The organism is Actinophytocola xanthii (genome assembly GCF_001921205.1).
Lineage (GTDB): Bacteria > Actinomycetota > Actinomycetes > Mycobacteriales > Pseudonocardiaceae > Actinophytocola > Actinophytocola xanthii.
Genome location: NZ_MSIE01000110.1, coordinates 1 through 21977, shown reverse-complemented (window position 1 = coordinate 21977; position 21977 = coordinate 1). Strand labels below are relative to the sequence as shown.

Sequence of the window (21977 nt, the reverse complement as noted above, 5' to 3'; positions counted from 1 at the left end):
CCGCCCGGATTACCTACCCAACGTTGCTTGATGCGGCACTAGCCGCCATGACGAGGTCCCGAAAGACCATCACGACGAACGGCCCCACCACGGCCAGCGTGCCGAGCAAGCTCACGATCATTCGCCTCCTGCCGGTGCTACTCCCCGCTGAGTACTCGCTGTCAGGCACGCAGGCGTCCACACCCGGCCGGTACCACCAGCTCCAGGCGTACCCGCGGACGAGGTCAGAACGGTGTGACGCCGGCTCGAGTTTCCTCGAAATGTGCACGCTCCCCCGCAATCAACTGGATGGCGGACACGGTCCACCTAGATATTCATCCGACAAACAGCGGCGGCCATGTGGACATCGCTCGTTGCGGCTGCCGGCGGTTCCTGCCGCTTCCTCGGCAGGACGGCCGACCACCGGGCACGCCTGGCGGTCCACCTCGACTCGCTCGCCTCCTTCCCGATCATGGACTGGCCTGTTGGTGTCGATCATCACTCGGGCGAGTGGAAAAGACGACCCAATGGGTGGACGCGGACTTCCAGAACTGGCGTATCGCGAACCTCATCACCACCTAAGCGACTCCGCGTCACCACCACCAGGCGACGGAACGCACGAGCGAATTACCGTGCGACAACCATCACTTTGACATTCGACGTGACCGCTACCTCCGCGACTCCCACGCCCTCCTCGCCCCGGCAACCATGCTCTAAGCTCGATGACGAGGATCACCAGGCCAGAGATATCGCGTGGGAATATCGCGAAGGGAGGAATAGTGGCAATTGCACAGTCGGACCGCTCGTCGAGCAGAACTGTTCGCCGTGCTCTTCGAATCGGCGTCGTCACGGCTTTTCCTCCCGGGCGCAACAGTCTGAACGAGTTCGGCCTGCACCTGGTACGGCACCTTTCACGCCAACCCGAGGTCGGCGAGGTGGTCGTGTACACCGATCTCACCGACGCCGGCGAGCCCGCGCCGATGCCGAAGGTCTCCTTTCGTCCCTGCTGGCGGTTCAACGACCCGGCGAACCTGATCCGAGTACCCCGCGAGGTCCTGAGAAGCAGGCCGGACGCCGTCCTGCTGAATCTCCAGTTCGCCTCCTTCGGCGACAAACGGATCCCGGGGGCGCTGGGGCTGCTCGTGCCCGGGGTACTGCGCGCTCGGGGTGTGCCGACGCTACTGGTGCTCCACAACCTGGCCGACAGCGTCGACATGAAGGACGCGGGCTTCGCCCGATCCGCGCTCGCCGCACGATTCCTGACCTTCGCCGGTCGCGTGCTCACGCGCTGCCTGCTCCGCGCGGATCTGGTCGCGCTCACGATCCCCCGCTACGTGGAGTTTCTCCGTTCGAGCTACGGAGCCGGAAACGCGATCCTCGCGCCGCACGGGAGCTTCGAGGACGTTCCCACGCCGTCCTTCTCCGTCCCGCCCGGACGCCGCACGATCACCGCGTTCGGCAAGTGGGGCACGTACAAGACCGTTGACATGCTCGTCACCGCGTACCAGGAGTTGCTCCGGCGCGGCTACGACGACCTGCGGCTCGTGCTCGCCGGAACGGACAGCCCCAACTCGCGCGGGTACATGGCGGCGGCCGCCGCCAGGTACGCCGACGTCCCGCATGTCGAGTTCCCCGGCTACATCGCCGAGGACCGGGTCGCCGAGCTGTTTCTCGAAGCGTCCGTCGTGGCCTTTCCCTACACGTCGACGACGGGCAGCTCGGGCGTCCTCCACCAGGCCGGTGAGTACGGCCGTGCGGTCGTTCTCCCGCGCATCGGCGACCTGGTCGACATCATCGAGGAGGAGGGTTTTCGCGGCGTCTACTTCAGACCGGACGACCCGGTCAGCCTCGCGGACGCTCTGGCCGAGGTGCTCGACGACCCCGCGAAGCAGACCGCGCTTGGCCGCCGCAACTTCGCAGCGGCGACGGGAATTCCCATGTCCGAGGTCGTGCAGTGGCACCTCGCCCACATCGAACGTCTGCTCGAGCGTCGGGCCCGGAGATGAGGCCACCCGGGAGTCTCGCGACGAGTTCCGGCCGTTCGCTGGTGACCGGAGGCTCCATGCTGGCGGTGGCCATGTTGGTCGCCAACGCCGGCAACTACCTGTTGAGCCTCTTTCTCGGCCGGGTACTGACCCCGGCCGAGTTCTCCGACGCCAACCTGATGGTGACAACACTGTTCACCCTCACGTCGGTCGCACTGTGCCTTCAGCTCGTGGCGGTGCGGTTCATCTCCCGCTCGGACGAACTGGGCTTCCCCGGGGACTCGGACCTCCTGGCTCGACGGCTTCGCCGCGTCGCGTTGGTCTCCGGCGTCATCGCGAGCCTCGTGCTCGCGTTCGGCGCACCGTGGTGGTCGACGATCTTCCAGACCGCCTCGTCGTGGCCGTTCGTGATCCTCGGCGCGGGAGTGCCGTTCTGGCTGGTCCAGGCCGTCGAGCGCGGTGTGCTGCAGGCACGGCTCATGTTCGCCCCCCTCGCGCTGTCCTTCGTCGTGGAGGCGGTCACCCGCGTCGGCCTGGGTGTCCTGATCGTGTCGCTGGGTGGCGGGGTGTCGGGCGCGACCGTCGCCCTGTCGGCGTCGTTCGTGGTCACCTACGCGGTCGTGCGCGTCGCGAGCAGGTCGCGCAGCGACCGCACCGGCGCCGGGATCAGCCCTTCCGAGGTTCGGGCCTACGCGGGCCTGGTGTCGGTACTGCTGATCGGCCAGATCATCGTGAACAACAGCGACATCTTCGTCGCGAAGGCATTCCTCACCCCCACCGAGGCGGGCATCTACGCCGCGGTGGCACTGGTCGGCCGCGCCGTCTTCTTCCTCGCATGGTCGGTGGCGACCGTCGTCTTCCCCGTCGCCTCGCGGCGGCATGCCGCCGGACACGGGTCGCTGGCCGTGGTGCGAAAAGCCATTCTCACCGTGGTCGGCATCGGCGCGGCGTGCGCTGTGGGAGCGCTCTGGGTCGGTGGGACCGTGCTCGCCTCGGTGCTCGGGCCCGCGTACGCCGGCCTGTCGGTGCCCATGGCCGCGTACGCGGCCATGACGACGCTGTTCGCCGTGGGCAACCTCGTCGCCAGCTACCGGCTCTCGCAGTCCCGGGTGACCGAGTCGTGGCTCCTCCTGTCCGCTTCGCTTCTCCAGCTCGCGCTCCTGCTCATCTGGCACCGGAACATGGCGGAGCTGATCGCCGTGCAGTCGATCGCCATGGCCGTGCTGGTCGGCGTTCTCGGAGCACGGGCGCTCGCCCACCGTGGGAGAACCTCCGCCCGCGCTCCTCAGGAGGTCATGTCGTGACCGAGGTAGGGTCCGCTTACCGCGCCTATCGCGCCTGGGTGACCGAACCGCTCACACCCCCGCCTGTCGTGTCCGTCGTGATTCCGGCCTACAACGAGGAGTGGCGGATCCTGCCGACGATCGGCGCGATCGCGACCCACATGAGCGCCCGGGGAGAGCCCTGGGAGCTGATCATCGCGGATGACGGCTCGACCGACGCCACGATCTCCCTCGTGCGCGATCTCCGGTTCGCCAACCTTCGACTGCTGGTCGCTGAGGAGAACAGGGGCAAGGGAAACGCCGTGCGGCGCGGGATGTGCGCCGCACGGGGAAAGCTGGTGTTGTTCGCCGATGCGGACCAGTCCACTCCGATCGAGCAGTTCGACCGACTCGCCGCGCTCATCGACGCGGGATTCGACGTGGTGGCCGGCTCGCGCGCGGCACAGGGGGCGACAGTAAGCGGCAAGAGCCTGACCCGCCGCGTGCTGAGCCGCGGACTGCGCGCGGTGGTGTCCCGGGGGTTCGGGATCACCGTGACCGACACGCAGTGCGGGTTCAAGCTCTTCACGAAGGACGCCGCTCAGGAGTTGTTCTCCACACAGCTCGTCAACGGGTTCTCGTTCGACCTGGAGGTGCTGTACCTCGCGCGTCACCTCGGCTATCGGGTGGCCGAGGTACCGGTCGAGTGGATCGACGCGCCGGGATCGACCGTCGATGCCGCCAAGGTGAGCATGCAGTTCCTGCGTGACCTGCTGCGCATTCGGCTCAACCGCGTTCTCGGCAGATACCGACGCGCGCGGCCGAGCGAGCGATTCGGCGCCTAGGCCACCCATCCGCTGACTCTGAGAGGAGCCCCAATCGTGATCATCCGTACGGAGCTCGAACCGTCGCGTCGCGTCGTGCATCTCGTCGGCCGGTTCGACGCCCACGAGGCACCGGTGTTCCGCGACGTCGTCCACCCGCTCCTCACCGCCGAGTTCACCGTGCTGCACATCGACCTCGCACAAGTCGCCTTCGTGGACTCGACGGCACTGTCCGAACTGGTGCGGCTGCAGAAGGCGGCGCGGGCGGTGAACGGTGAGGTGATCCTGGTCGACGTGTCCGACCCGGTGCGGGTGATTCTCGAGATCACCGAACTCGCCCCGCTGTTCACCATCGAGCAGACGTCGGCGGAGTCGTTGTGACCTTCATTCCACAACCGTCGCGCCTCGGACATCCCGAACACGCCGATGCCCCCCAGCCGGTCTCCGCCGACGAGGCGATCGAGCTGCTGCTCACCCTCGCATCGCGCAACCCGCACTCGCGACCCCGTTCCAGCGCTGCGGCGCACCGCGCCGCGGCGCTGGTGCGCGACACCATCGGCGGCCTCGAGTCCCTCCAGGTCGCGCTCACCGAAGCGCTTGTCGCGAGCCAGGACCGGCTGCTCGCCATGAAGGCGCTCGCGAAGGTGAACTTCCGGGGCCTCGCCAGCGACGAGGCGATCAGCCAGCTGGTCGAAAAGGCGCTCGTGCTCACGGACACCTCCGCGGTGCTACTCCTGGAGGCGAACAGGGTGGCCGCGGCCGCCGGCGAGACGTCCGAACTCGAGACCTGGGCAGAGGTAGCACGCCAGGGCATCGCCCGTGCGCCCGACGAGCTGCTGCGCACCGTCGCCGGCGACAGTGCGATCATCGGCACCCTCGACATCGACACCACGTCCACCTGGCACGTGGCCTACTTCCGCCCGGTCGACCGTCCGTTCGCGACAACGGACATCCCGCTCGTGGAAGCGATCAACTCGGCGCTCGGGGTCGTGCTCGCCTTCAACGAGCTGCACCGCCGAGAGCAGGCGCGTGCCACCGTCGCGCGCGAACACGAGCTGGCGTCCGTCCTCGCGCAGTCCGTCATCACCGACGAACTCCCGGCGTCGGAGACCCTTGACATCTTCGCCAGAGCCACGCCCGCGGCGCTCACCGGGGGCGACTTCTACGTGTTCGGGCAGGCGAACGACGCGATCTGGTTCACGGTCGGCGACGTCGCCGGCAAGGGGTTACCAGCCGCGATGCTCATGACCCGGGCCGTCACCGTCTGCCGCAACACCTTCCTCGCTCACCGCAACGAGTCGGTCATCGACGCCTTCACCCACATCGAGGACGAACTCTTCGACTACCTCGACGATGCCGGCGTCTTCATCACCCTGACGGTGGGAACGGTCGAGGAGGGCAGCGGCGCGGTGTCCCTTGTGAACGCGGGTCACTCGCCTGTGGTCTACGTGCACGACGGCCTCGCGCACCCCGTCCCCGCATCCCTGCCGCCGATGGGCATCGTCCGCCGTCGAGTTCCCGGGATCTCGACGTTCACCCTCAGCGGAGAGGACTGCCTGATCATGGGCTCCGACGGGCTCGTCGAGCAAGCGGATCCGAAGGACGTGATGTTCGGCTACGACCGCTTCAACGCGCTCTGCCAGAACACCCACGCGCTGCCGGCGTCGCGGATCGGCAACACCGTCTTCGAGGCGGTGGCCGCGTTCGCGGCAGGCACGCAAGCCTCGGACGACTCGACACTCGTTGTCCTGAAGCACCCCGGAGTCGCCTCATGACGGGCGTGACGAGGGCGGCTCTTCGGCTCGCGCCGAACGCTCTTTCCGTTCGGGAGATCGGGCCCTGGCTGCGAACCGCGATGCAGCACATCGACGCGGAAACGGCGGGCGCACTGCTCTCCCGCATGGAACTCGCGGTCCACGAAGTGTGCATGAACGTCGTCGAGCACGCACAGCTCCCGCCGGGCAGCACGATCGAGCTGAGCCTCGTCCTCAGCTCCGACGGGCTGACGGTCTGGGTGCGAGATCCCGGCGAGGAGTTCGACCTCGCCGCGGTTCCCAGCCCACCCGAGCGGGTGCTGCAGGAGCGCGGCTACGGCATCAAGATCGCACGCGCACTGGTGAGCGAGCTCACCTACCGCCGCACCGGGTCAGGCAACGAGCTGGCACTGCGGATCGACCTAGGGAACGACCATGGTGGAGCGTGACGACGGCGCGGCTTTCGGCCGCTCACGGCTGCAACTGAGCGTCAGACACGTGGACCCGGACCACACGATCATCGTTCTCGCCGGGCGGTTCGACGCGGTGGAGGCGATGGAAGTGCGCGAGCGCATGACGCGGGCCGACATCGCCACCGCCAAGCACCTGGTGTTCGACCTCACCGACGTCACCTTCCTCGACAGCGCCGGACTGGCCGTGCTCGTCCGCGCACGGCAGGATCGCCTTCGCACGGGGAGCTCGGTCTCCCTGATCCGACCCGCATCCGACGACGCCATGCGTGTTCTCCGGCTGACGCAGTTCGATCAGATCTTCACGATCCTGGACGACCAAGCACGTGAGACGACCTGATGCCGCGCCGAGCGCTCGTGGTGGATGACGATGCCGTGTCACGGCTTGTCCTGTCCCACATGCTGCGCGGTCTGGACTGGACCGTCGAGCAGACAGCGGACTCGCCGGAGGCCGCCGCGCGCCTGAACGCTACGGACTTCGACCTCGTGATCTCCGACTTCCAGCTCCCTTCTGGTACCGGTATCGACGTTCTCCACGCGGTCGAACAGTGCCCCCGTCCGGCGCCGTTCGTGCTGGTCACCGGCATCATCGGGTACTCGTCGCTACCGACCGAGGTGACGGGGCGACTGGCCGGCCAGCTCACGAAACCAGTCAGCTCGGAGACGCTGCGCAGCATGTTGCGGCGGCTGTTCCCCGCGGGTAGCGGCTGATGCGGAGAGAGCTGAGCTTTCTCGAGTCCCGGCCTTCGTGGCTTCGCGGATCGTTTGTCGCGTTGTTCGTGCTGACGACGGTCTACGGAATCTCGCTGTGGGCGTTACCACCGTCCGCCGCCGAGCGACCCGGACGGCGCGAGGCGGAGCCGAACCCGAAGCCAGCGCCCGCAGCCGAATCCACTGGGCTGTTCAGCGCGCTGAGCGAGCTGGACCCGGAGGCGAAGGCGGAGGTGCTGCGCGCCTTTGTGGAGCGCAGCGCGGAGGACCTCCTGCTTCTGGAACGCGCGGCGGCCGAAGGCAAGGCCGGCGACCTGCGTTTCCTCGCTCATCGCCTGCGCGGGTCGAGTCTGGCCCTCGGTGCTACCGCGCTCGCCGAGGCTTGTCTCGCGGTCGAGACGTCCTCCGACGACGACGCCCCCACGCGGTTGACCGCGCTGCGTGACGCGCTCGAAGCCGTCGTGGGTCAGGTCGAAGCTGAGACGCGTGCGCGGCCGTCGGCGTAGCGGGTGCGCGCCGCCCGTGGAGGTTTCCGTCGACTCGGGCAGCCCGGCAGCAGAGCAGGTCCGGGCGAGCGGCGTCACCGGGCTGAGCCCGCGGGCCATCGCCCTGTTCGTCGGACTGGTCTACTACGTCGCCGCACTGGTGATCTTCCGTGACGTGGTGACGGCCATCCCCTCGGTGCTGAAGGGCAAGGCGGTCATCGTTGGCGACGAACTGGTCCCGTTCTTCAACCCGAGCAGCCAACTCCTGGAACAGGCCGCCGGTGAGTTCAACGAACTGGTCAACGGCTACGAGTTCAGGGTGCGTTACTCGTTCCTGACGACGTGGCTGCGCTACTACCCCGTTCTGCCGTTCGCGATCCTGCTCGTGATCCCTTCGCTGTTCTGGGCCGCGTATCTGACCGTGGCCCGTTTCGCGGAACGCGTCTTCACGTCGCTGTCGCCGCAGTCGATCTACCTGGCGACGTTCTTCCCGGTGTCGCTGATCTACCTGATCATGGTCTATTCCAAGATCACGCATTTCTACACGCTGATCCTGGGCCTGGTGCTGATGACCATCTCAGCGTTGTGGATGCTCTACGCCCTGTTGTTCGCGGGGCGGGCGTGGAAACGGTACATGGTGATCGCGAGCGTCGCCACGCTGCTGAACCCCGCGGTCCACTACCTCATTCTCTTCAGCCTCTTCCTCGGCCTGACGGTCCTCACCCTTCTGCTGGGCGAGACAGGGCACCGCATCCGGCGCCGTCGCCGGGTGCGCCGACAGGCGCTGCCCGATCCTGTCCAGACACCGGCCGCCGAGTCCGGGCGGGAGGGACGCCTGCGTGCGTGGCGTCGGCTCGAAGCCACCCCGGCGGGGCGAGCGTTGATCGCGTCGGCGATCTACGGGGCGGTCACCCTCGTCCCGTACGCACTGTTCGTGAAGTACGTGGCGCTGGCGGGAGTGCCGAACCTGACCGACACGGTTCCCGGCGACTACTACTTCATCCAGGACGCTTCCGTGTCGTGGCTCCACGAGCTGTCGTGGGACCTCGCCGGCATCATGGACAAGATTCTCTACGGCGACTACCTGGCGAAGGTCCCCCGGTATCCGGACACGGTCTACACGCTGCTGTTGTTCGTGCCCCTCGCCGTGCCGGCGGTGAGACGCCGGCTCTTCCGCACGCGATCCCACCGGCAGTTGCGCGGGGTGATCTACGTGTCCATCGTGTTCGCCCTGTGGGCGACGGTCGGGTACAGCGAACCCCTGTGGCTTCCCACCTTCCACCGCTCGCTTGCCGCGCTCGCGACCGCCGCGAACGAGAGTCACTCCGAGCTCGGAAACCTCGTCGTCACGGGGGCCAGCACCGTTGTCCAGGTCCTGCGGTTCCCGCATCGTTTCCAACTGATCCTCTTCATGCTGGCACCGCTGGTCATGTCGTTGACCATCGCCTACCTGATCGACTCGATGAGCGGCAGAGTGCTCCGCCAGGGCCGGCCGCGCGCACCACATCCACCGAAGCGGGGGCGGCACCGGCGGCGACGGCCGGTCAACGCCGCGCTGGTGAGGTTCGCCAGGAGCGAGCTGGCGACCAAGCTGGTGGCCACGGCATGCGTCGGCGCCGTGTTCTTCGCCCCGTTCTGGTCGAACGACGCCTACCGCACCGTCTTCGGGTCGGGCAACATGGCCGGCTTCCTCTCCCCGTTTCCGCTCAGCGACCTCAAGCAGTTGAAACAGGCGCTCAACAAGCGCCCCCGAGGCAGGACGGTCGTGCTCCCGCCGACCGAGACCGCGAAGTTCGTCGCCGACGCCAACAACGTCGACCGCAAGTTCATCGACAAGTTCTTCATCTACTACCTCGACAAGCCGAGCTACTACTACGGGCTCACCGGCGACGTGAAGAACAAGTTCGAGTTCTTCCTCATCCTGCGCGGCCTGTACTACGGCCAGGACTGGTGGATCAACGTGGCGCGCGACATCGAGGTCAAGTACCTCGTCGTGAACCGCCGCATCCGTTCCAACCGTGGACTCGGCGCCGAGTACCTGCCCGATGTCGAGAGCTACGTCGAACCGGCTCTGGCCCGGCTGTCCGGCGACGTCGCGCTGCGCTTCGAGAACCGCAGCTACGCGCTCTACGAGATCACCGACCAGCCGCGGGTCGATCGGCCCACGTTGCTGGTGGACTCCGGTTGGCAGACCTACCTGGACCTGGTGTTCGACCGGCGCAACCTGAGCCGGTGCTATTCCTTCGAGTTCACGCCGTACGCCGACCCCGAACAGGTCCTGGGCGAAGAACAGACCATGTTGCTCACCGACGATGAACGCACCTCCGCGCTGGACCTGTACCTGCTCCAACACCCGGAGGCCGTGTCGGGGCCGGACGCGCGCATGTTCGCGTTCAACCCCGACGTGGTGGCGTCGAACTACTACCTCTCGCCCATGTTCCGGTCGTTCCTGCTCTTTTCGAACACCAGGTGGAACCGAACGGAGATGATCACCCCTGGGGTGTTCGGCACGCTGCGTGGGTCCTTCATAGGGCTTCCCCGGGCGACGCAGATCGGCGTGCCGGTCAAGGTCGCCGAGCGAGGAAGGTACCGCGTGCTCATGCGCACGGCCAACACCGCGAACACCGTGCACGTCACCTCCGCCACGCTCGCCTACGACCGCGTCCTGGAGCTGCGGTCCCCAGGCGTGACAATGTTTCCCGCCGCCGACGCGTACGACAACGACAGGGTCGCCGTCGACACCTCCGGGATGTCCGTCGAGCAGTTGGAGAGCGCGATACCGGACGAGTTGTTGCCCGTCAACTCCGCCTACGGCTTCCAGGACCTCGGCGTCGTCGACGCCCCAACCGGAACTCACACGTTCGTCATCGACAAGACAGACACGAACCCCATGCTCTTCGAGGGCATGATGCTCATTCCGGAAGAGTCCTATCAGTCTCTGAGACTGCCGGCGAACGTGACGCCCATAGCGGATCCGAACACGCTGGAGTGCTCCGAACGCGTCGTCGAATCCGGGCAGGCCAACCTCACCGAGGACGAACTGCTCAGTCTGGCGGCGGCAGACGTGCAGGACCTCGCACCGCCCGAGGGACGTGCCACGGGCTCGAGATGGGTGGGCATCGGGCTGTCCCTCCTTCTCCTGGCTCTTGGCGGCCTGTTCGCGCGTTGGCGCGCACGACTGCGTCCTGACCGAAGTGGACAACCGCCCCGAGCAAAGGAGCCACCGCCATGACCGGCCGGCCGCGACGCATCGTCTTTCTTGGAACGCACGGGCAGCACAACATCGGCGACGAGCTGTTGCTCGAGACGTTCCTCACCCAGCTCGGCACCCAGCACCACTACGTCGTCAACAGCTATGACCCTGCTTTCACGCTGGCCCAGTTGGCGGGCCGCTTCACCGTGACGGTCATCGACACCGCGGCAGACCGCGCGCGACTGCTGCGCGCGCTTGCCGGCTGCGACGTGCTGTGCTTCGGCGGCGGCTCGATCATCAAGGAGCTGTATGCCAGCACGGGGCGCAACCGGTACTCGACGTTGCTCATGATCCTCGCGATCGTCACCTTCACCCGTCGCATCGCACGCAAGCCCATCGCGATGCTCAACGTCGGCGTCGGCCCCGTGCGCTCGCCGCGTGGACTCCGTCTCGCGCGGATGATCCTCTCGCAGGTCGACGAGTTGACGGTGCGCGACGAGAAGTCGCTCACGCTCTGTCGCTCGATCGGCGTCGAACCGCGACTGGCCACCGATGCGGTGTTCTCGGTCGACGCCGAGTCTCTGCTCGGCGACGACCGAGCCTCGTCGGACGCCGAGCCTGCCGCGGCCTCGCCCGGACGGGTGCGTGTGGCGCTCAACCTCAACTTCGACATCGAGAACCCGGCACACTGGGAACTGTTCCTGTCCGGGCTTGCCCGAGCCCTCCAGTCCCTCGATGCGCGACATCCGATCGAGCTGCATTCGCTCCCGATGCAGACGGGTTTCAAGCAACACGACGACGCCGAGGTCCTCGACGAGTTCGCCACCCGAGTCCCCTCGATCCCGTTCGTGCGACACGAGCTCGCCACGCCTGGCGATGCCGCGCGGGTGATCCAGAAGTCCGACATCGTCGTCGCCGAGCGCCTGCACGCCATCGTGATGGCGTCGATCCTCGGCGTTCCGCCGTTCGCCCTCGCCTACGACGTGAAGGTGAGGGAACTGGCCGCGATGCTGCGACTGGAGCGCTGGAGCGTCGACATCAACGCGCCTTTCGACGCGGAGGAGCTGGCCGACAGGATGGCGGACCTCATTCGGGAGCGAGCGGCCGTCGCGGCGCGGGTGAGCGAGACAAATGCGAACCTGCGACGGAAGGCGCAGGACAACTTCGACCGGGCACGGAAATGGATGGCCGGACCGCAAGCCAGGCGGAGGCGACCCGCTGAGCGGCCCGACGGGTCATAGCGATCACCCCCGGGGCGTGGCACCACACCAGACCGGTCAGGGCGCCATCGTGTAGTCCGCGAGGGCATCTCTGCTCGCCGGCAGCCGGTAGGCCTCGACGAGGCTGGTGAACCTGTCGAAGGGCGCGCCGTCGAGGAGCCATACGTCCGGCGAGCGCACCAGCTGATCGATGAGGCCGCGTTGCCGCCGGTTCAGCGCCTGGTAGCCGCCGCCCGGCAGGTCACGGGGGAAGGCGATCTCGAGCGCGACGCCCACCACGCTCAACGCTTCCTCGCCCGACACGGCGGGGATACGGGTCAGCAGTCGGTCGAAACCCGCGTCGACCTGCCGGGCACCGACCCTGCGCAGCGCGACGGCGGCGTAGCTGTCGAGGTCCCCGTCCATGAACGGCACCCCTCGCACGTGGTTCACCGAGCCGGCGGCGGCGGCGAGCAGCTCATCGACCGCCGCGGAACTCGCCTCCTGCCCGTCCACGTGGGCACAGGCGATCGCCGCCGCCCAGCGGACCACCGGGCGCTCGTCGGCAAGACCGGCATCGGCCCGTCCTCCCAGCAGACCGACCGCCACGGTTGTGGTCGCGACGAGGAGCTCGTCGGCGGCGGCGAGCAGCGGAACCAGGGACCGCAGGCTTTCCGCCGCGTTCTCGGGAAACCACGCCAGCGCGTACGCCGCCCTGATCCGCACGGCCGGCTCCTCGTCCCGCAGCAGCTCGCGGAACAACGGAACTCCCGCTCGAACGGCGCGGTGGGTCTCGCCCGGACCCTCGAACGGCCAGCCGTACTCCAACAGTTCGTGGTCGTACCCGGTGGCCAGGTAGGCCAGCAGTTCCAGTACCTTCGCGCGGTCCTCGGTATCGGGCGCGGCCAGGATCTCCAGCAGGAACGGCACCGCGTACGGGGCCGCATCGGTCTGGCTCCCCTGGTGGATGATGTTGAAGAACAGCTGGTCCAACGCGGCCTCTCGCTCTCGGGAGTCCGCCGAGCGCAGTGCCCGGATCTGCCCCGGCACGTCGGTGGCCTTGCCGTAGGCGTGCCTCAACCCGGCCCAGTTCACCGAATCCAGCCCCTCCAGCATCGGACCATGATGCCGCATCCACAACGGCTCACGGCCGAAAGGACGGTGTGATGGGATCCGCCTGTGAGTGAGGACTGGGCTCGGCAGTGGGAGCGGGAGAACGCGGCACGGCGTGCGGCGGTGATGGCGTTGCCGACGGTCCGGGCGCGCCATCACGCGCGACTCGTCGCGCCACAGGAGGGTGACGTCCGAGTGTCGGCCTCCGTCGGTGATTCGGGTGAGGTTGTGGCGTTGTGGTCCGCGGCCGAGGACGTGCCGGCGTTGAACTCCACGACGACAGTGCCGGACTTGGCCGCGTTCCCCGACCCCCGGGCGTCGCGGGCCGTCGCGGCGCGGGTCACCGTGCACACCCCGGACATGGCCGTCGCTGCTCGGATTTCCGGTCTTTCGCTGGCTTTTCCGGACGTGCAGCCGCTGCCTGACGGCCACGTAATGGTGGTGGGCGCCCGGTGCCGGTGGCGGCCGGACGGCCCGGATCGCAACGCCGTCGTCTACGACGCCGACGGATCCGTCCTGGCCGAACACACCCTCGGCGACGGCATCGAGCACGTCCAGACCACCCGGCGAGGCGAGACCTGGGTGGGCTACTTCGACGAAGGGGTCTACGGAAACTTCGGCTGGGGGGAGCCGGGCAGCGATCCGCCCCTGGGAGCGTGCGGGCTGGCCCGGTTCTCCGCCGCCCTCACCCAGGAATGGCGCTTCTCCGAGGATGCCGCAGGCGCGTGGGGCGGGATCAGCGACTGCTACGCGCTCAACGTCGATGGTGACACGGCATGGGCCTGCTACTACATGGACTTCCCCATCGTCCGCATCCAGAACGACACCGTGACCGGATGGCACAACGGGATCGAGGGGGCGCGGACTCTCGCCGTGGCCGGCTCACGGATCGCGCTGTTCGGCGGCTACGGCCCCGACCACGACCGGCTCGTGGTCGGCGTCCTGGACGGCGACCGGTTCCACCCGACCGGCGAGTACCGCGTGGTCCAACCCGACGGACGGACCCTGCCCAGCTCGGCGGACGTGGCCGGGAGAGGGGAAGGCCTACACGTTCTCCTCGACGACACCTGGTTGCGCCTCGACGTCGAGGACATTCCCGCGTCCCCGTCCCGCTGAGCCGACCTCCGCAGGAACCTTGTTATCGAACTTGTGTTCGGTAGAATGGGGTGGTCGAAAGGGGTGGCCATGCGGGGCGACCGAGTGGAGATCGTGGTCGACGCGGGGGGCACGACCCGGACCTACGACGTCGAGGCCACTCGGGCGGGGCGACGGGTGGAGGTCAGCGTCGGTCGGGGGGTGGTGGAGGTCGTCGAGGTCACGCGGACCGGTGCACCGGTCCGCACGGCGCGGTTCATGGCCAGCAAGGTCCTCGCGTTGGTGGAGCACCCCGTCTCCACCAGTCCCCTCGACGAGGAGCGGGAGTAGGACGGCGGCCATCGCCACGGGCCGGCAGCGGTAGTCTCGGAAACTCGATCAGGAAAGCGAGTTGGCATGGGACTCACCGGCAGTCGAACCGTCGACGACGCGTACTACGGCGAGCTGGCGATCCGCACCGACGCCGCGCGTGGCGTGGTCGAGGTCTCCGGGGAGCGGGTTCCCGCGGTGGTCATCCAGCGTGCCGCGGATGCCGAGCTGACCGCGTTCGTGCCGATCGGAACCAGGAAGGCAGAGCACCTGACCATGTCGGTCGGCGGCGTCGAGGCCGAGCTGCGACCTGGCCGGGGAAAGCTGACCCGGGGCTCGTACCGGGTCGACGTGACCCTCACCGGAACGCACTACCGGTTCATGCCGGACGACGATCACGACACCCAGCTCACGCGGGACGGCGCCACGATCGCGTCGTTCTCCATGGCCGGCGACGGCACGTTCACGGTGTACTGGCAGGCCGAGCCCGACGACGCGCAGCCGGCCGACGCCGCGATCGGATACGCCCTGTCGGTGGCCTTCCGCACCGGCGCCCTGGGGATCTTCTCGGTCCTCCTGAACGGCTCCGAGAACGTACCGCGGCCCTGACCCGGCTGTGAGCCACGTCCGCCGTTTCAGACGAGGGACACGGCGGCGCGAACTCCGGCGACGTACCGCTCCGGGCACTCCCACGCCGCGAAGTGGCCACCGCTGGCCTCCTCCACCCACGACCGCACGTCGAAGAAGCGCGCCGCGAACTCCCGTGGCGCGTTGACGAGGTCCTTGGGGAACATCGTGAACGCCGTGGGTACGGTGATCCGCTCTCGCGGCCGGGGACCGGCTTCCGCGTACGGGGTGAACGACGTGCCGATCGCGCCGCTGACCCAGTACGCCGTGATCCAGGTCAGCAGCTCGTCGTGGGTGAACACCGTCGTGACGTCGCCTCCGCAGTCCGTCCACGTGCGCAGCTTCTCCACGAGCCAGGCGGCCAACCCCGCCGGCGAGTCGCCGAGTCCCACCGCCAACGTGTGCGGCTTGGTCGCCTGCTCCCGCATGTAGCCACCTTCCTCGGCCTGCCAGCGGTGCCCGTAGCGCACGTAGGCCTGCTCGGCTTCGGACAGGTCGTCCGGCGGGTCGACCAGGAACCGGTACTGGGACACGTCGGTCAGATGAAGGGCGGCGACCTTGTCGGGGTGCGCCGCGGCCAGCACCTCGGCGACATTGCACCCAATGTCACCAGCGGAGACGACGTAGCGGTCGTAGCCCAACTCCGCCATCGCGGCAGCCACCAGCTCCGCCATGGCCGCGGCCGACATGCCACCGCCGGCGACCGGGGCCGCGAACGGGAAGCCCGGCAGGGCCGGGACGACGACGTTCAGCTCCGACAGGAGGGGCAGGACTTTCTCGAACCGCAGCACGGAGTCCGGCCAGCCGTGCAGGAGCAGGACGGGAACGGCACGAGCCGCGCCGCGCTGGTGGATCAGTCGAAGAGGGACGGTGCCCAGCGTCCACGGCAGTGCGCGAATCGGCGCCTCGTGCACCCGCCAGTCATAGTGCTCGGCCCAGTAGGCGATGAGCTCAGCCAGGAAGTCGCCGTCGACGCCACGCTCCCATCCGAGTCCCGGCGGCAGCGCCACCCGGCGGTAGGCCCGCAACCGGGCGCGCAGGTCCTCCAGCTCGGCTGTCCGGACGGCTTCAGGCACGGCAGTGGTCACCAGACTCTCCATTCTGGATCGGTCCGTACAGAGACACCAACAAAACCTAACAACGGTGTCACCAACGCGCAACACCATCATCCTGATACAGTGGTGTCGTGGTGCCGTTGCAGGTGATCGAGGACTTTCTCAACACGGTCGACGAACGGACGTTCACGCGGCACGGGAGAAGCCACGTCCCCGGCGAGCGGCTGACCTCTCCCCAGGCGTTGGCGGACTGGCTGGCGGCCCATGAGCTCAGGTCGGAGGACACCCCGTTGCGCAGGACGGACGTGGAGGGCGCCGTCGCACTGCGCACGGCGCTCCGAAAGGCACTGGTCGCCGACGCCGAGGCCCTGCGGGACTACCCCCTGCGGCTCGTGCCGGACACATCGGGCGGGCTGCGCATCGCGGCCACGTCCGGCAGGCCCTGGCTGGACGCCATCGTGGAGACAGTGGCGACCAGCGTCGCCAGGGGCGACTGGACACGAGTCAAGCTCTGCGCCGCGCCGGACTGTCGCTGGGCGTTCTACGACGTGTCACGCAACGGCCGCGGTCGCTGGTGCACGATGGAGATCTGCGGCAACCGCCACAAGACCCGCAGCTACCGCGAGCGTCGCCACGACGACCGACGGCCTGCCAGCCAGCCGACGGTGTAGCGGACACTCCACTGGACCGAACGGGCGGTCGTCGGGGACTCGTTTGTCACCAACCGCCGCCGAAGGCTGGGTGCGGACGCCGCGCCTGGCGACACTGGGACCATGCGTGCGCTGACCCTGGTTCTGGCGGCCGTCGCCGCCGTTCTCCTGCCGGTGCCGACCGCGGCCGCCACCACCGCGTCCGCGGCCCGTACCGACTTTCCGCCCTGCTGGTTCGCCCCCTCCCCCGGCTCGGGCTGGACCATGACCAACCACCGCTTCTTCTCCTGCGAGGAGTGCGAGGCGGCCGGTGCGGCAGGGGTGGCCAACGGCCGCTGGCCGGCTTACCGCTGCGCATGGGTCCCGATCGGTCTGGACATCGAGTACTTCGTGTTCGTCCCCACCGCCACGCCCGCCTGAACCACTCTCCGCTACCGGGCGCGGGCTCGCGCGAGCGGCGGCAGCACCACCAGGCCGCCGACCCCGGGCAGCCACGACAGCAACCGGATCCGGGTCGTGGTGCCTGGCTGCCGGAAGGCCAGAACGACGACCAGCAGGTACGCGCAGCCGTGGACCGGTCCGACCAGAGAGGACACCTCGCGCTCGTGCACCGTGGCCAGGTTGGCGAACAACACGAGCAACGACAGCGCCTCCACCGCCGCGGCGATGCGTAACGCCGACCATGAATCCGCCGACCATGAGTCCACGCCTCAGACCCCCGTCGTCGAGCCGGGACGCACGATCATCAGGACCGTCACGGTCGCCCACAGGAGGTTGAACGCGCCGGTCTACATCGCGAGCCGCGCCGGGAGCCGGGTGGGTAGCGGCCGGGGGGCGGTGCCCACCATGGCCAGTGCCTCCCTCTGGCGCGGCAGGATCAGCAGCACCAGCACGGTCGCGGCCAGCCCGGTGAGCACGATCGACACGATCAGCCAGACATCGCCGAGCACTCCCAGGCTGCTCGCGGTGGCAAGGCCGAACACCGGCACCACGATGCCGACGACCGCGTACACCCGGCAGACCCGGTGCAGGCCGCGCAGCACGGCCGCCTCCCGGGTGGGGACGGGTGGTGTCGACGCACGCCGGAGAGCGCCGGGGAACATGCTCGCGGCCACCGTGATCGGTCCGATCGCGACGATGGCGGCGAGCACGTGCACCGAGAGCAGGACCTTCGTCATCCGGCGACCCCCGGTCCCGGAAGCACCTGTGCTGGCATGGCGGCGACGCTAGCCAGGACCGGAGGCGGCCAGCAGTGGCGGAACCGCCATTCCACAACGGATTCTCGCCGGCACGTTCGGACTTCCCCCGAGGCTCACGCCGCGGGGAAGTCGGTGCCGGGTGCGGTCCGCGCGGTGGCGTCGACGTTCTCGCGGAGTGCGTCGACCTTGGCGCTGGCGTAGGAGTGCGCGTCGGAACCGAGCAGTTGGCGCAGCGGTCCGCCACCGCTGACGACCTGGTCGATGATCGCCCGCGCGCCCCGGACCGGGTCGCCGAGCTGGCTGCCCTGCAGGTTCAGGTGCTGCGAGGTCATCTCGCGGACGGCCGGGTAGGCATCCGTCGCGCTGGTGGGCAGCGCCAGCGAGTCGGTGGTGAGGAAGTCGGTGCGGAAGTAGCCCGGTTCCACGATGGTGACCTTCACGCCGAAGTCGGCCACCTCGGCCGCGAGGGCCTCGCTGAGCCCTTCCAGGGCGAACTTGCCGGCGCAGTAGAGCGCCCACCCCGGGACCGCGGTCAGCCCGAGGATCGACGACACGTTGACGATGTGGCCGCTGCGCTGCTCCCGCAGGATCGGCAGGGCGGCACGCAGCACGTTCCACACCCCGACGACCTGGACGTCGAGCATGTCGCGGACGTCGCGGTCGCTGGTCTCCTCCACCGCGGCCAGGAAGCCGTAGCCGGCGTTGTTGACCACGACATCGAGTTGTCCGAAGCGCGCGGTCGTGTGGGCGACGCCCTGCCTGACCGCTTCCTCGTCACGCAGGTCGACGGCGAGCGGGAGCAGCCGGGAGGTGTCGACACGGTCACCGAGAGCGGACAGCAGCCGCTCGGTCGAGCGTGTCGTCGCGGCGACGTTGTCGCCCCGGTCGAGCAGCTGGGTGACCAGCTCGAGGCCCAGGCCTCGGGACGTTCCGGTCACGAACCAGGTCGCGGCCCGGTCAGCGGGAAAGCTCATGGTGGTCCTCCACTGGGGATTCACGGGAAGCCCGGCTCCGGGAGGTGCCCGGTTCCGGCCTGAGTTCAGCCTGGCTCAGGGCAGGCCCCCGTGGACGCCGATCTCGCGCCCTGTCCGACCGAGGACCGGTCAACCTAGGACTCGGAGGTCCACTCACGACCGGGCGGTCTGGGTGACAATCGGGTGCATGGCCAGGACCAACCGCGAGCTCGCCGACTTCCTCCGCCGAGCACGGAGCCAGGTCGACCCGGCACGGGCCGGGTTGCCGCCGGACGGGCGCGTGCGACGCGTACCAGGCCTGCGGCGCGAGGAGGTCGCGCTGCTGGCCGGGGTGTCCACCGACTACTACGCCCGCCTCGAGCAAGGCCGGCCCATCATGCCCTCTGCTGCCGTGGTCGAGGCGATCGGACGGGCTCTGGAACTCGACGCGGCGGGACGCGCACACCTCGAGGATCTCCTCGGGCTGGCCTCCGCGCCGGCTCGACGACGCTCCCGCGGCGCGCAGCGCGTCCGTCCCGGGCTCTACCAACTCCTGGACTCCCTCGACGGTGAGCCCGCGCTCGTACTCGGTCGCCGCACCGACATCCTGGCCAGCAACAGGATGGCCAGGGCGCTGTTCGGGGACTTCGAGCGGATGCCCGCCAAGCACCGCAACTACGCCCGCTGGATGTTCCTCGACGAGGACGCGCGCTCCCTGTTCCTGGACTGGACGGAGATGGCCCGGGCCGCGGTCGAGAGCCTGCGCTTCGAGGTGGGCCGCGACCCCGACGACAGCGCGACCGTCGCCCTCGTCAGCGAGCTGCGGGAACGGAGCCGCGAGTTCGACAGGTGGTGGGAACAGCACCGTGTCCACCAGCGCACCCACGGCTCGAAGCGGCTCCGCCACCCGCTCGTCGGGGAGCTGACGGTCGAGTACGAGACGCTCGCCCCTCCCGGGGACCCCGACACCACCCTGTACGTGTACACGGCCGAGCCGGGGTCACCGTCGAGGCGAGCGCTCGATCTGCTCGCGAGCTGGACGGGGTCCGGGGAGGACGTCGATGGTCGGCAGCGGCGCGGCGCCGGCACCGATCAGTGAGCTGTCCGGGTCACCCCTCGTAGTTGGCTACGACGTCGAGGACCCAGACGACGCCGTAGCGGTCCCGCACCATCCCGTAGGCCAGAGCCCAGTTCGCCGGGCCCAGTGGGACGATGACGGTCGCCCCGGCGGCGAGCTTCTCCCAGTAGCCGGTGACCTCCTCGACCGTCTCGCCGCGCACCGAGAGGAAGAACGAGTTCTCCCCCTGGTCGTAGCCCATCCCTGACGGCACGTCGTAGGCCATGACGTGGAAGCCGTTCTCGGCGAGCACCTGGCCCCACATCACCAGGTCGGCCTCGGACTCCTCCTGGACGTTGCCGGCGTCGGAGTAGGTGACGACGGCGAGGTGTCCGCCGAACACGGACTGGTAGTGCTCCAGTGCCGCGCGTGCGTCGCCGCGGAAGTTCAGGTGGGTCGTGGTCGTGAGGGACACAGGGCACTCCTTGTTCGACGTGGTGTCTGCCTGGACCAACAGTCGCAGTAGAAGTGGCCAGGGTGTGTCCTCTTCTTCGGGCAGGATGAGACCATGCCGAAGACCTCAGCCCGACTGCTGGCACTGCTGTCGTTGTTGCAGGCGCGCCGGGACTGGCCGGGGGCGCTGTTGGCCGAGCGACTCGGGGTCAGCCCGCGTACCGTCCGCCGCGACGTCGACCGGCTGCGGGAGCTCGGCTACCCGATCGTGACCGCCAAGGGCCCGGACGGGGGGTACCGCCTCGGCGCCGGCACGCAGCTGCCGCCGCTGCTGTTCGACGACGAGCAGGCGGTTGCCCTGGCCGTGGCACTCCAGCTCGCCACGACGACAGGCGCCGGCATCGAGGAGGCGGCGGCGCGGGCGCTGAACACCGTTCGGCAGGTGATGCCCGCGCGGCTGCGCCACCGCATCGACACCTTTCAGGTCACGCCGGTCCACCGGTCCGCGACCCCCCAGACCGACAGTGCCGTGCTGCTGGCCATCGCTGGCGCCGTCCACGCCCGCGAGGTGCTGCGGTTCGACTACGCCGCCGCGACCCCGGGTCCCCCGCGGCGCGTCGAGCCCCATCACCTGGTCAGCTGGGGCGGCCGTTGGTACCTCGTCGCCTGGGACCTCGACCGCGACGACTGGCGCACCTTCCGCGCCGACCGGATCACGCCGCGCATCCCGACCGGGCCCCGGTTCGACCCACGGGACGTTCCCGGCGGGATCGCGACCTTCGTCGCCAGCAGGTTCTCCGGTTCCGACGGCTCGGGTGGCTGGCCCTGCCGCGGCGAGGTGATCCTCGACCTGCCCGCCGCCGAGGTGTCCCCGTTCGTCGGTGACGGGGTCGTCGAGGCCCTCGGTCCAGACCGCTGCCGCCTGGTCCTGGGGTCGTGGTCGTGGCCGGCCCTGGCCAGCGCCGTCGGCCGGTTCGACGCCGACATCGAGGTCGTCGGGCCGACCGAGCTCAGGGACGCCTTCGCACACCTTGCCCGTCGCTTCGCCTCGGCGGCGGCCCGCACGCTGCGGTGATACCCGTCGGGTATCGGCCCTCCAGAACCGGTCTTGGACGGGGAGCGGCGCGGAGCCGTGGAATCGAAGCATGAACGTCGCGTACTGGATCGTCGCCGGGCTGTTGGCCCTGTTCTACGGGTATGCCGGCGGGATCAAGGTGCTCCGAACCCGCGAGCAGCTCCAGCCCATGATGGCCTGGGTGGACAGCACGCCGATGCCGGTGGTCAGGACCATCGGCACCCTGGAGGTGCTGGGCGCGATCGGGCTGGTCCTGCCACCGCTGACCGGCATCGCGCCGTGGCTGGCCCTGGCCGCGGCCGTCGGGTTCGTCCTCCTGCAACTCGGGGCGACCGCGGTCCACCTGCGTCGCGGTGACCGGCAGATCGCTCTGAACATCGGGCTCCTCCTCGCGGCCGCCGGCGCCGTCTGGCTGGCCGCCGGGTGGGCGTGACCTGCGCGGAGAAGATTCCGAGGCTGTTCGAGCGGGGCTTCCTGGCCGGCTTGGGTGGGGGTGGTATCGGCAGCTGGTCGCCGGGGTGTCCAGGGG

Annotated in this window: 24 protein-coding genes and 1 pseudogene; 19 read left to right on the top strand and 6 right to left on the bottom strand. The window is 68.9% G+C overall.

All coding sequences use genetic code 11. The features are described from left to right. Nucleotides 1-920 precede the first annotated feature (920 nt). The 11 genes from BU204_RS35945 to BU204_RS35895 are packed head-to-tail and all read left to right on the top strand — an operon-like array spanning nucleotide 921 to nucleotide 11904. Nucleotides 921-1985 carry a glycosyltransferase gene (locus tag BU204_RS35945; protein WP_198943101.1) on the top strand — a complete coding sequence of 355 codons (1065 nt, stop codon included), beginning with the start codon at nucleotides 921-923 and terminating at the stop codon, nucleotides 1983-1985. 56 nt (nucleotides 1986-2041) lie between these two features. Then, nucleotides 2042-3268, top strand: coding sequence for an MATE family efflux transporter (locus BU204_RS40470; RefSeq protein WP_075130266.1), 1227 nt, complete (start codon nucleotides 2042-2044; stop codon nucleotides 3266-3268). Next, the gene (locus tag BU204_RS40465) at nucleotides 3265-4071 is read left to right on the top strand and encodes a dolichyl-phosphate beta-glucosyltransferase (protein WP_158073565.1); all 807 of its coding nucleotides are present in this window, start codon (nucleotides 3265-3267) and stop codon (nucleotides 4069-4071) included. Before BU204_RS40470 ends, BU204_RS40465 begins: the two co-directional genes overlap by 4 nt. 36 nt (nucleotides 4072-4107) lie before the next feature. Beyond that, a complete protein-coding gene (locus BU204_RS35930; RefSeq protein ID WP_075130265.1) occupies nucleotides 4108-4431 on the top strand; it encodes an STAS domain-containing protein in 324 nt (107 codons plus the stop codon). Further along, on the top strand, nucleotides 4428-5825 hold the full coding sequence (locus BU204_RS35925) for a PP2C family protein-serine/threonine phosphatase (RefSeq protein WP_075130264.1): 1398 nt from the start codon (nucleotides 4428-4430) through the stop codon (nucleotides 5823-5825). The genes BU204_RS35930 and BU204_RS35925 overlap by 4 nt, the downstream gene beginning before the upstream one ends. Further along, complete coding sequence (locus BU204_RS35920) at nucleotides 5822-6253, top strand: ATP-binding protein (RefSeq protein WP_083661942.1); 432 nt, start codon at nucleotides 5822-5824, stop codon at nucleotides 6251-6253. The genes BU204_RS35925 and BU204_RS35920 overlap by 4 nt, the downstream gene beginning before the upstream one ends. Continuing rightward, nucleotides 6240-6614: an STAS domain-containing protein gene (locus BU204_RS35915; RefSeq protein WP_075130262.1), complete on the top strand. Its 375-nt coding sequence runs from the start codon at nucleotides 6240-6242 to the stop codon at nucleotides 6612-6614. Before BU204_RS35920 ends, BU204_RS35915 begins: the two co-directional genes overlap by 14 nt. Then, nucleotides 6614-6985, top strand: coding sequence for a response regulator (locus BU204_RS35910; protein WP_075130261.1), 372 nt, complete (start codon nucleotides 6614-6616; stop codon nucleotides 6983-6985). Before BU204_RS35915 ends, BU204_RS35910 begins: the two co-directional genes overlap by 1 nt. Further along, nucleotides 6985-7491, top strand: coding sequence for an Hpt domain-containing protein (locus BU204_RS35905; protein WP_083661941.1), 507 nt, complete (start codon nucleotides 6985-6987; stop codon nucleotides 7489-7491). The genes BU204_RS35910 and BU204_RS35905 overlap by 1 nt, the downstream gene beginning before the upstream one ends. A 16-nt stretch (nucleotides 7492-7507) precedes the next feature. Further along, complete coding sequence (locus BU204_RS35900) at nucleotides 7508-10702, top strand: hypothetical protein (RefSeq protein WP_075130259.1); 3195 nt, start codon at nucleotides 7508-7510, stop codon at nucleotides 10700-10702. Next, nucleotides 10699-11904, top strand: a complete 1206-nt coding sequence (locus tag BU204_RS35895) for a polysaccharide pyruvyl transferase family protein (protein ID WP_075130258.1) — start codon at nucleotides 10699-10701, stop codon at nucleotides 11902-11904. Before BU204_RS35900 ends, BU204_RS35895 begins: the two co-directional genes overlap by 4 nt. Before the next feature lie 36 nt (nucleotides 11905-11940). On the opposite strand, the gene BU204_RS35890 is transcribed toward BU204_RS35895, so the two are convergent. Further along, on the bottom strand, nucleotides 11941-12978 hold the full coding sequence (locus BU204_RS35890; protein WP_075130257.1) for a HEAT repeat domain-containing protein: 1038 nt from the start codon (nucleotides 12976-12978) through the stop codon (nucleotides 11941-11943). A gap of 63 nt (nucleotides 12979-13041) precedes the next feature. Between BU204_RS35890 and BU204_RS35885 the strand changes: the two genes are divergently transcribed. The 3 genes from BU204_RS35885 to BU204_RS35875 all read left to right on the top strand — a co-directional run bounded on the left by BU204_RS35885 (nucleotide 13042) and on the right by BU204_RS35875 (nucleotide 14988). After that, complete coding sequence (locus tag BU204_RS35885) at nucleotides 13042-14091, top strand: hypothetical protein (protein ID WP_075130256.1); 1050 nt, start codon at nucleotides 13042-13044, stop codon at nucleotides 14089-14091. Nucleotides 14092-14160: 69 nt separating this feature from the next. Then, nucleotides 14161-14400, top strand: a complete 240-nt coding sequence (locus tag BU204_RS35880; RefSeq protein WP_075130255.1) for a hypothetical protein — start codon at nucleotides 14161-14163, stop codon at nucleotides 14398-14400. 66 nt (nucleotides 14401-14466) lie between these two features. After that, complete coding sequence (locus tag BU204_RS35875) at nucleotides 14467-14988, top strand: hypothetical protein (RefSeq protein ID WP_075130254.1); 522 nt, start codon at nucleotides 14467-14469, stop codon at nucleotides 14986-14988. Between the two features lie 26 nt (nucleotides 14989-15014). Here BU204_RS35875 and BU204_RS35870 read toward each other — a convergent pair whose 3' ends face one another. Next, nucleotides 15015-16094, bottom strand: a complete 1080-nt coding sequence (locus BU204_RS35870; protein ID WP_233161014.1) for an epoxide hydrolase family protein — start codon at nucleotides 16092-16094, stop codon at nucleotides 15015-15017. Between the two features lie 98 nt (nucleotides 16095-16192). Between BU204_RS35870 and BU204_RS35865 the strand changes: the two genes are divergently transcribed. Next, entirely contained in the window at nucleotides 16193-16732 is a 540-nt protein-coding gene (locus tag BU204_RS35865; RefSeq protein ID WP_075130253.1) for a CGNR zinc finger domain-containing protein, read from the top strand. 102 nt (nucleotides 16733-16834) lie between these two features. Then, entirely contained in the window at nucleotides 16835-17131 is a 297-nt protein-coding gene (locus tag BU204_RS35860) for a hypothetical protein (RefSeq protein WP_075130252.1), read from the top strand. 11 nt (nucleotides 17132-17142) lie between these two features. On the opposite strand, the gene BU204_RS35855 is transcribed toward BU204_RS35860, so the two are convergent. From BU204_RS35855 to BU204_RS35845, 3 genes and pseudogenes are all read right to left on the bottom strand, one after another. Then, entirely contained in the window at nucleotides 17143-17418 is a 276-nt protein-coding gene (locus tag BU204_RS35855; RefSeq protein ID WP_075130251.1) for a DUF3817 domain-containing protein, read from the bottom strand. A gap of 3 nt (nucleotides 17419-17421) precedes the next feature. Continuing rightward, a pseudogene (locus BU204_RS35850) lies at nucleotides 17422-17889 on the bottom strand (hypothetical protein). Nucleotides 17890-18023: 134 nt separating this feature from the next. Then, a complete protein-coding gene (locus BU204_RS35845; protein WP_075130250.1) occupies nucleotides 18024-18884 on the bottom strand; it encodes an SDR family NAD(P)-dependent oxidoreductase in 861 nt (286 codons plus the stop codon). A 187-nt stretch (nucleotides 18885-19071) separates the two neighbouring features. Between BU204_RS35845 and BU204_RS35840 the strand changes: the two genes are divergently transcribed. Beyond that, a complete protein-coding gene (locus BU204_RS35840) occupies nucleotides 19072-19962 on the top strand; it encodes a helix-turn-helix domain-containing protein (protein ID WP_075130249.1) in 891 nt (296 codons plus the stop codon). A gap of 10 nt (nucleotides 19963-19972) precedes the next feature. Here the strand turns inward: BU204_RS35840 and BU204_RS35835 are convergent, their stop codons facing one another. Then, the gene (locus tag BU204_RS35835) at nucleotides 19973-20395 is read right to left on the bottom strand and encodes a VOC family protein (RefSeq protein ID WP_075130248.1); all 423 of its coding nucleotides are present in this window, start codon (nucleotides 20393-20395) and stop codon (nucleotides 19973-19975) included. A gap of 93 nt (nucleotides 20396-20488) precedes the next feature. Between BU204_RS35835 and BU204_RS35830 the strand changes: the two genes are divergently transcribed. Both BU204_RS35830 and BU204_RS35825 read left to right on the top strand, forming a co-directional pair. Next, nucleotides 20489-21448 carry a helix-turn-helix transcriptional regulator gene (locus BU204_RS35830; RefSeq protein WP_075130247.1) on the top strand — a complete coding sequence of 320 codons (960 nt, stop codon included), beginning with the start codon at nucleotides 20489-20491 and terminating at the stop codon, nucleotides 21446-21448. A 70-nt stretch (nucleotides 21449-21518) separates the two neighbouring features. Further along, on the top strand, nucleotides 21519-21881 hold the full coding sequence (locus BU204_RS35825; RefSeq protein ID WP_075130246.1) for a DoxX family protein: 363 nt from the start codon (nucleotides 21519-21521) through the stop codon (nucleotides 21879-21881). Nucleotides 21882-21977 lie beyond the last annotated feature (96 nt).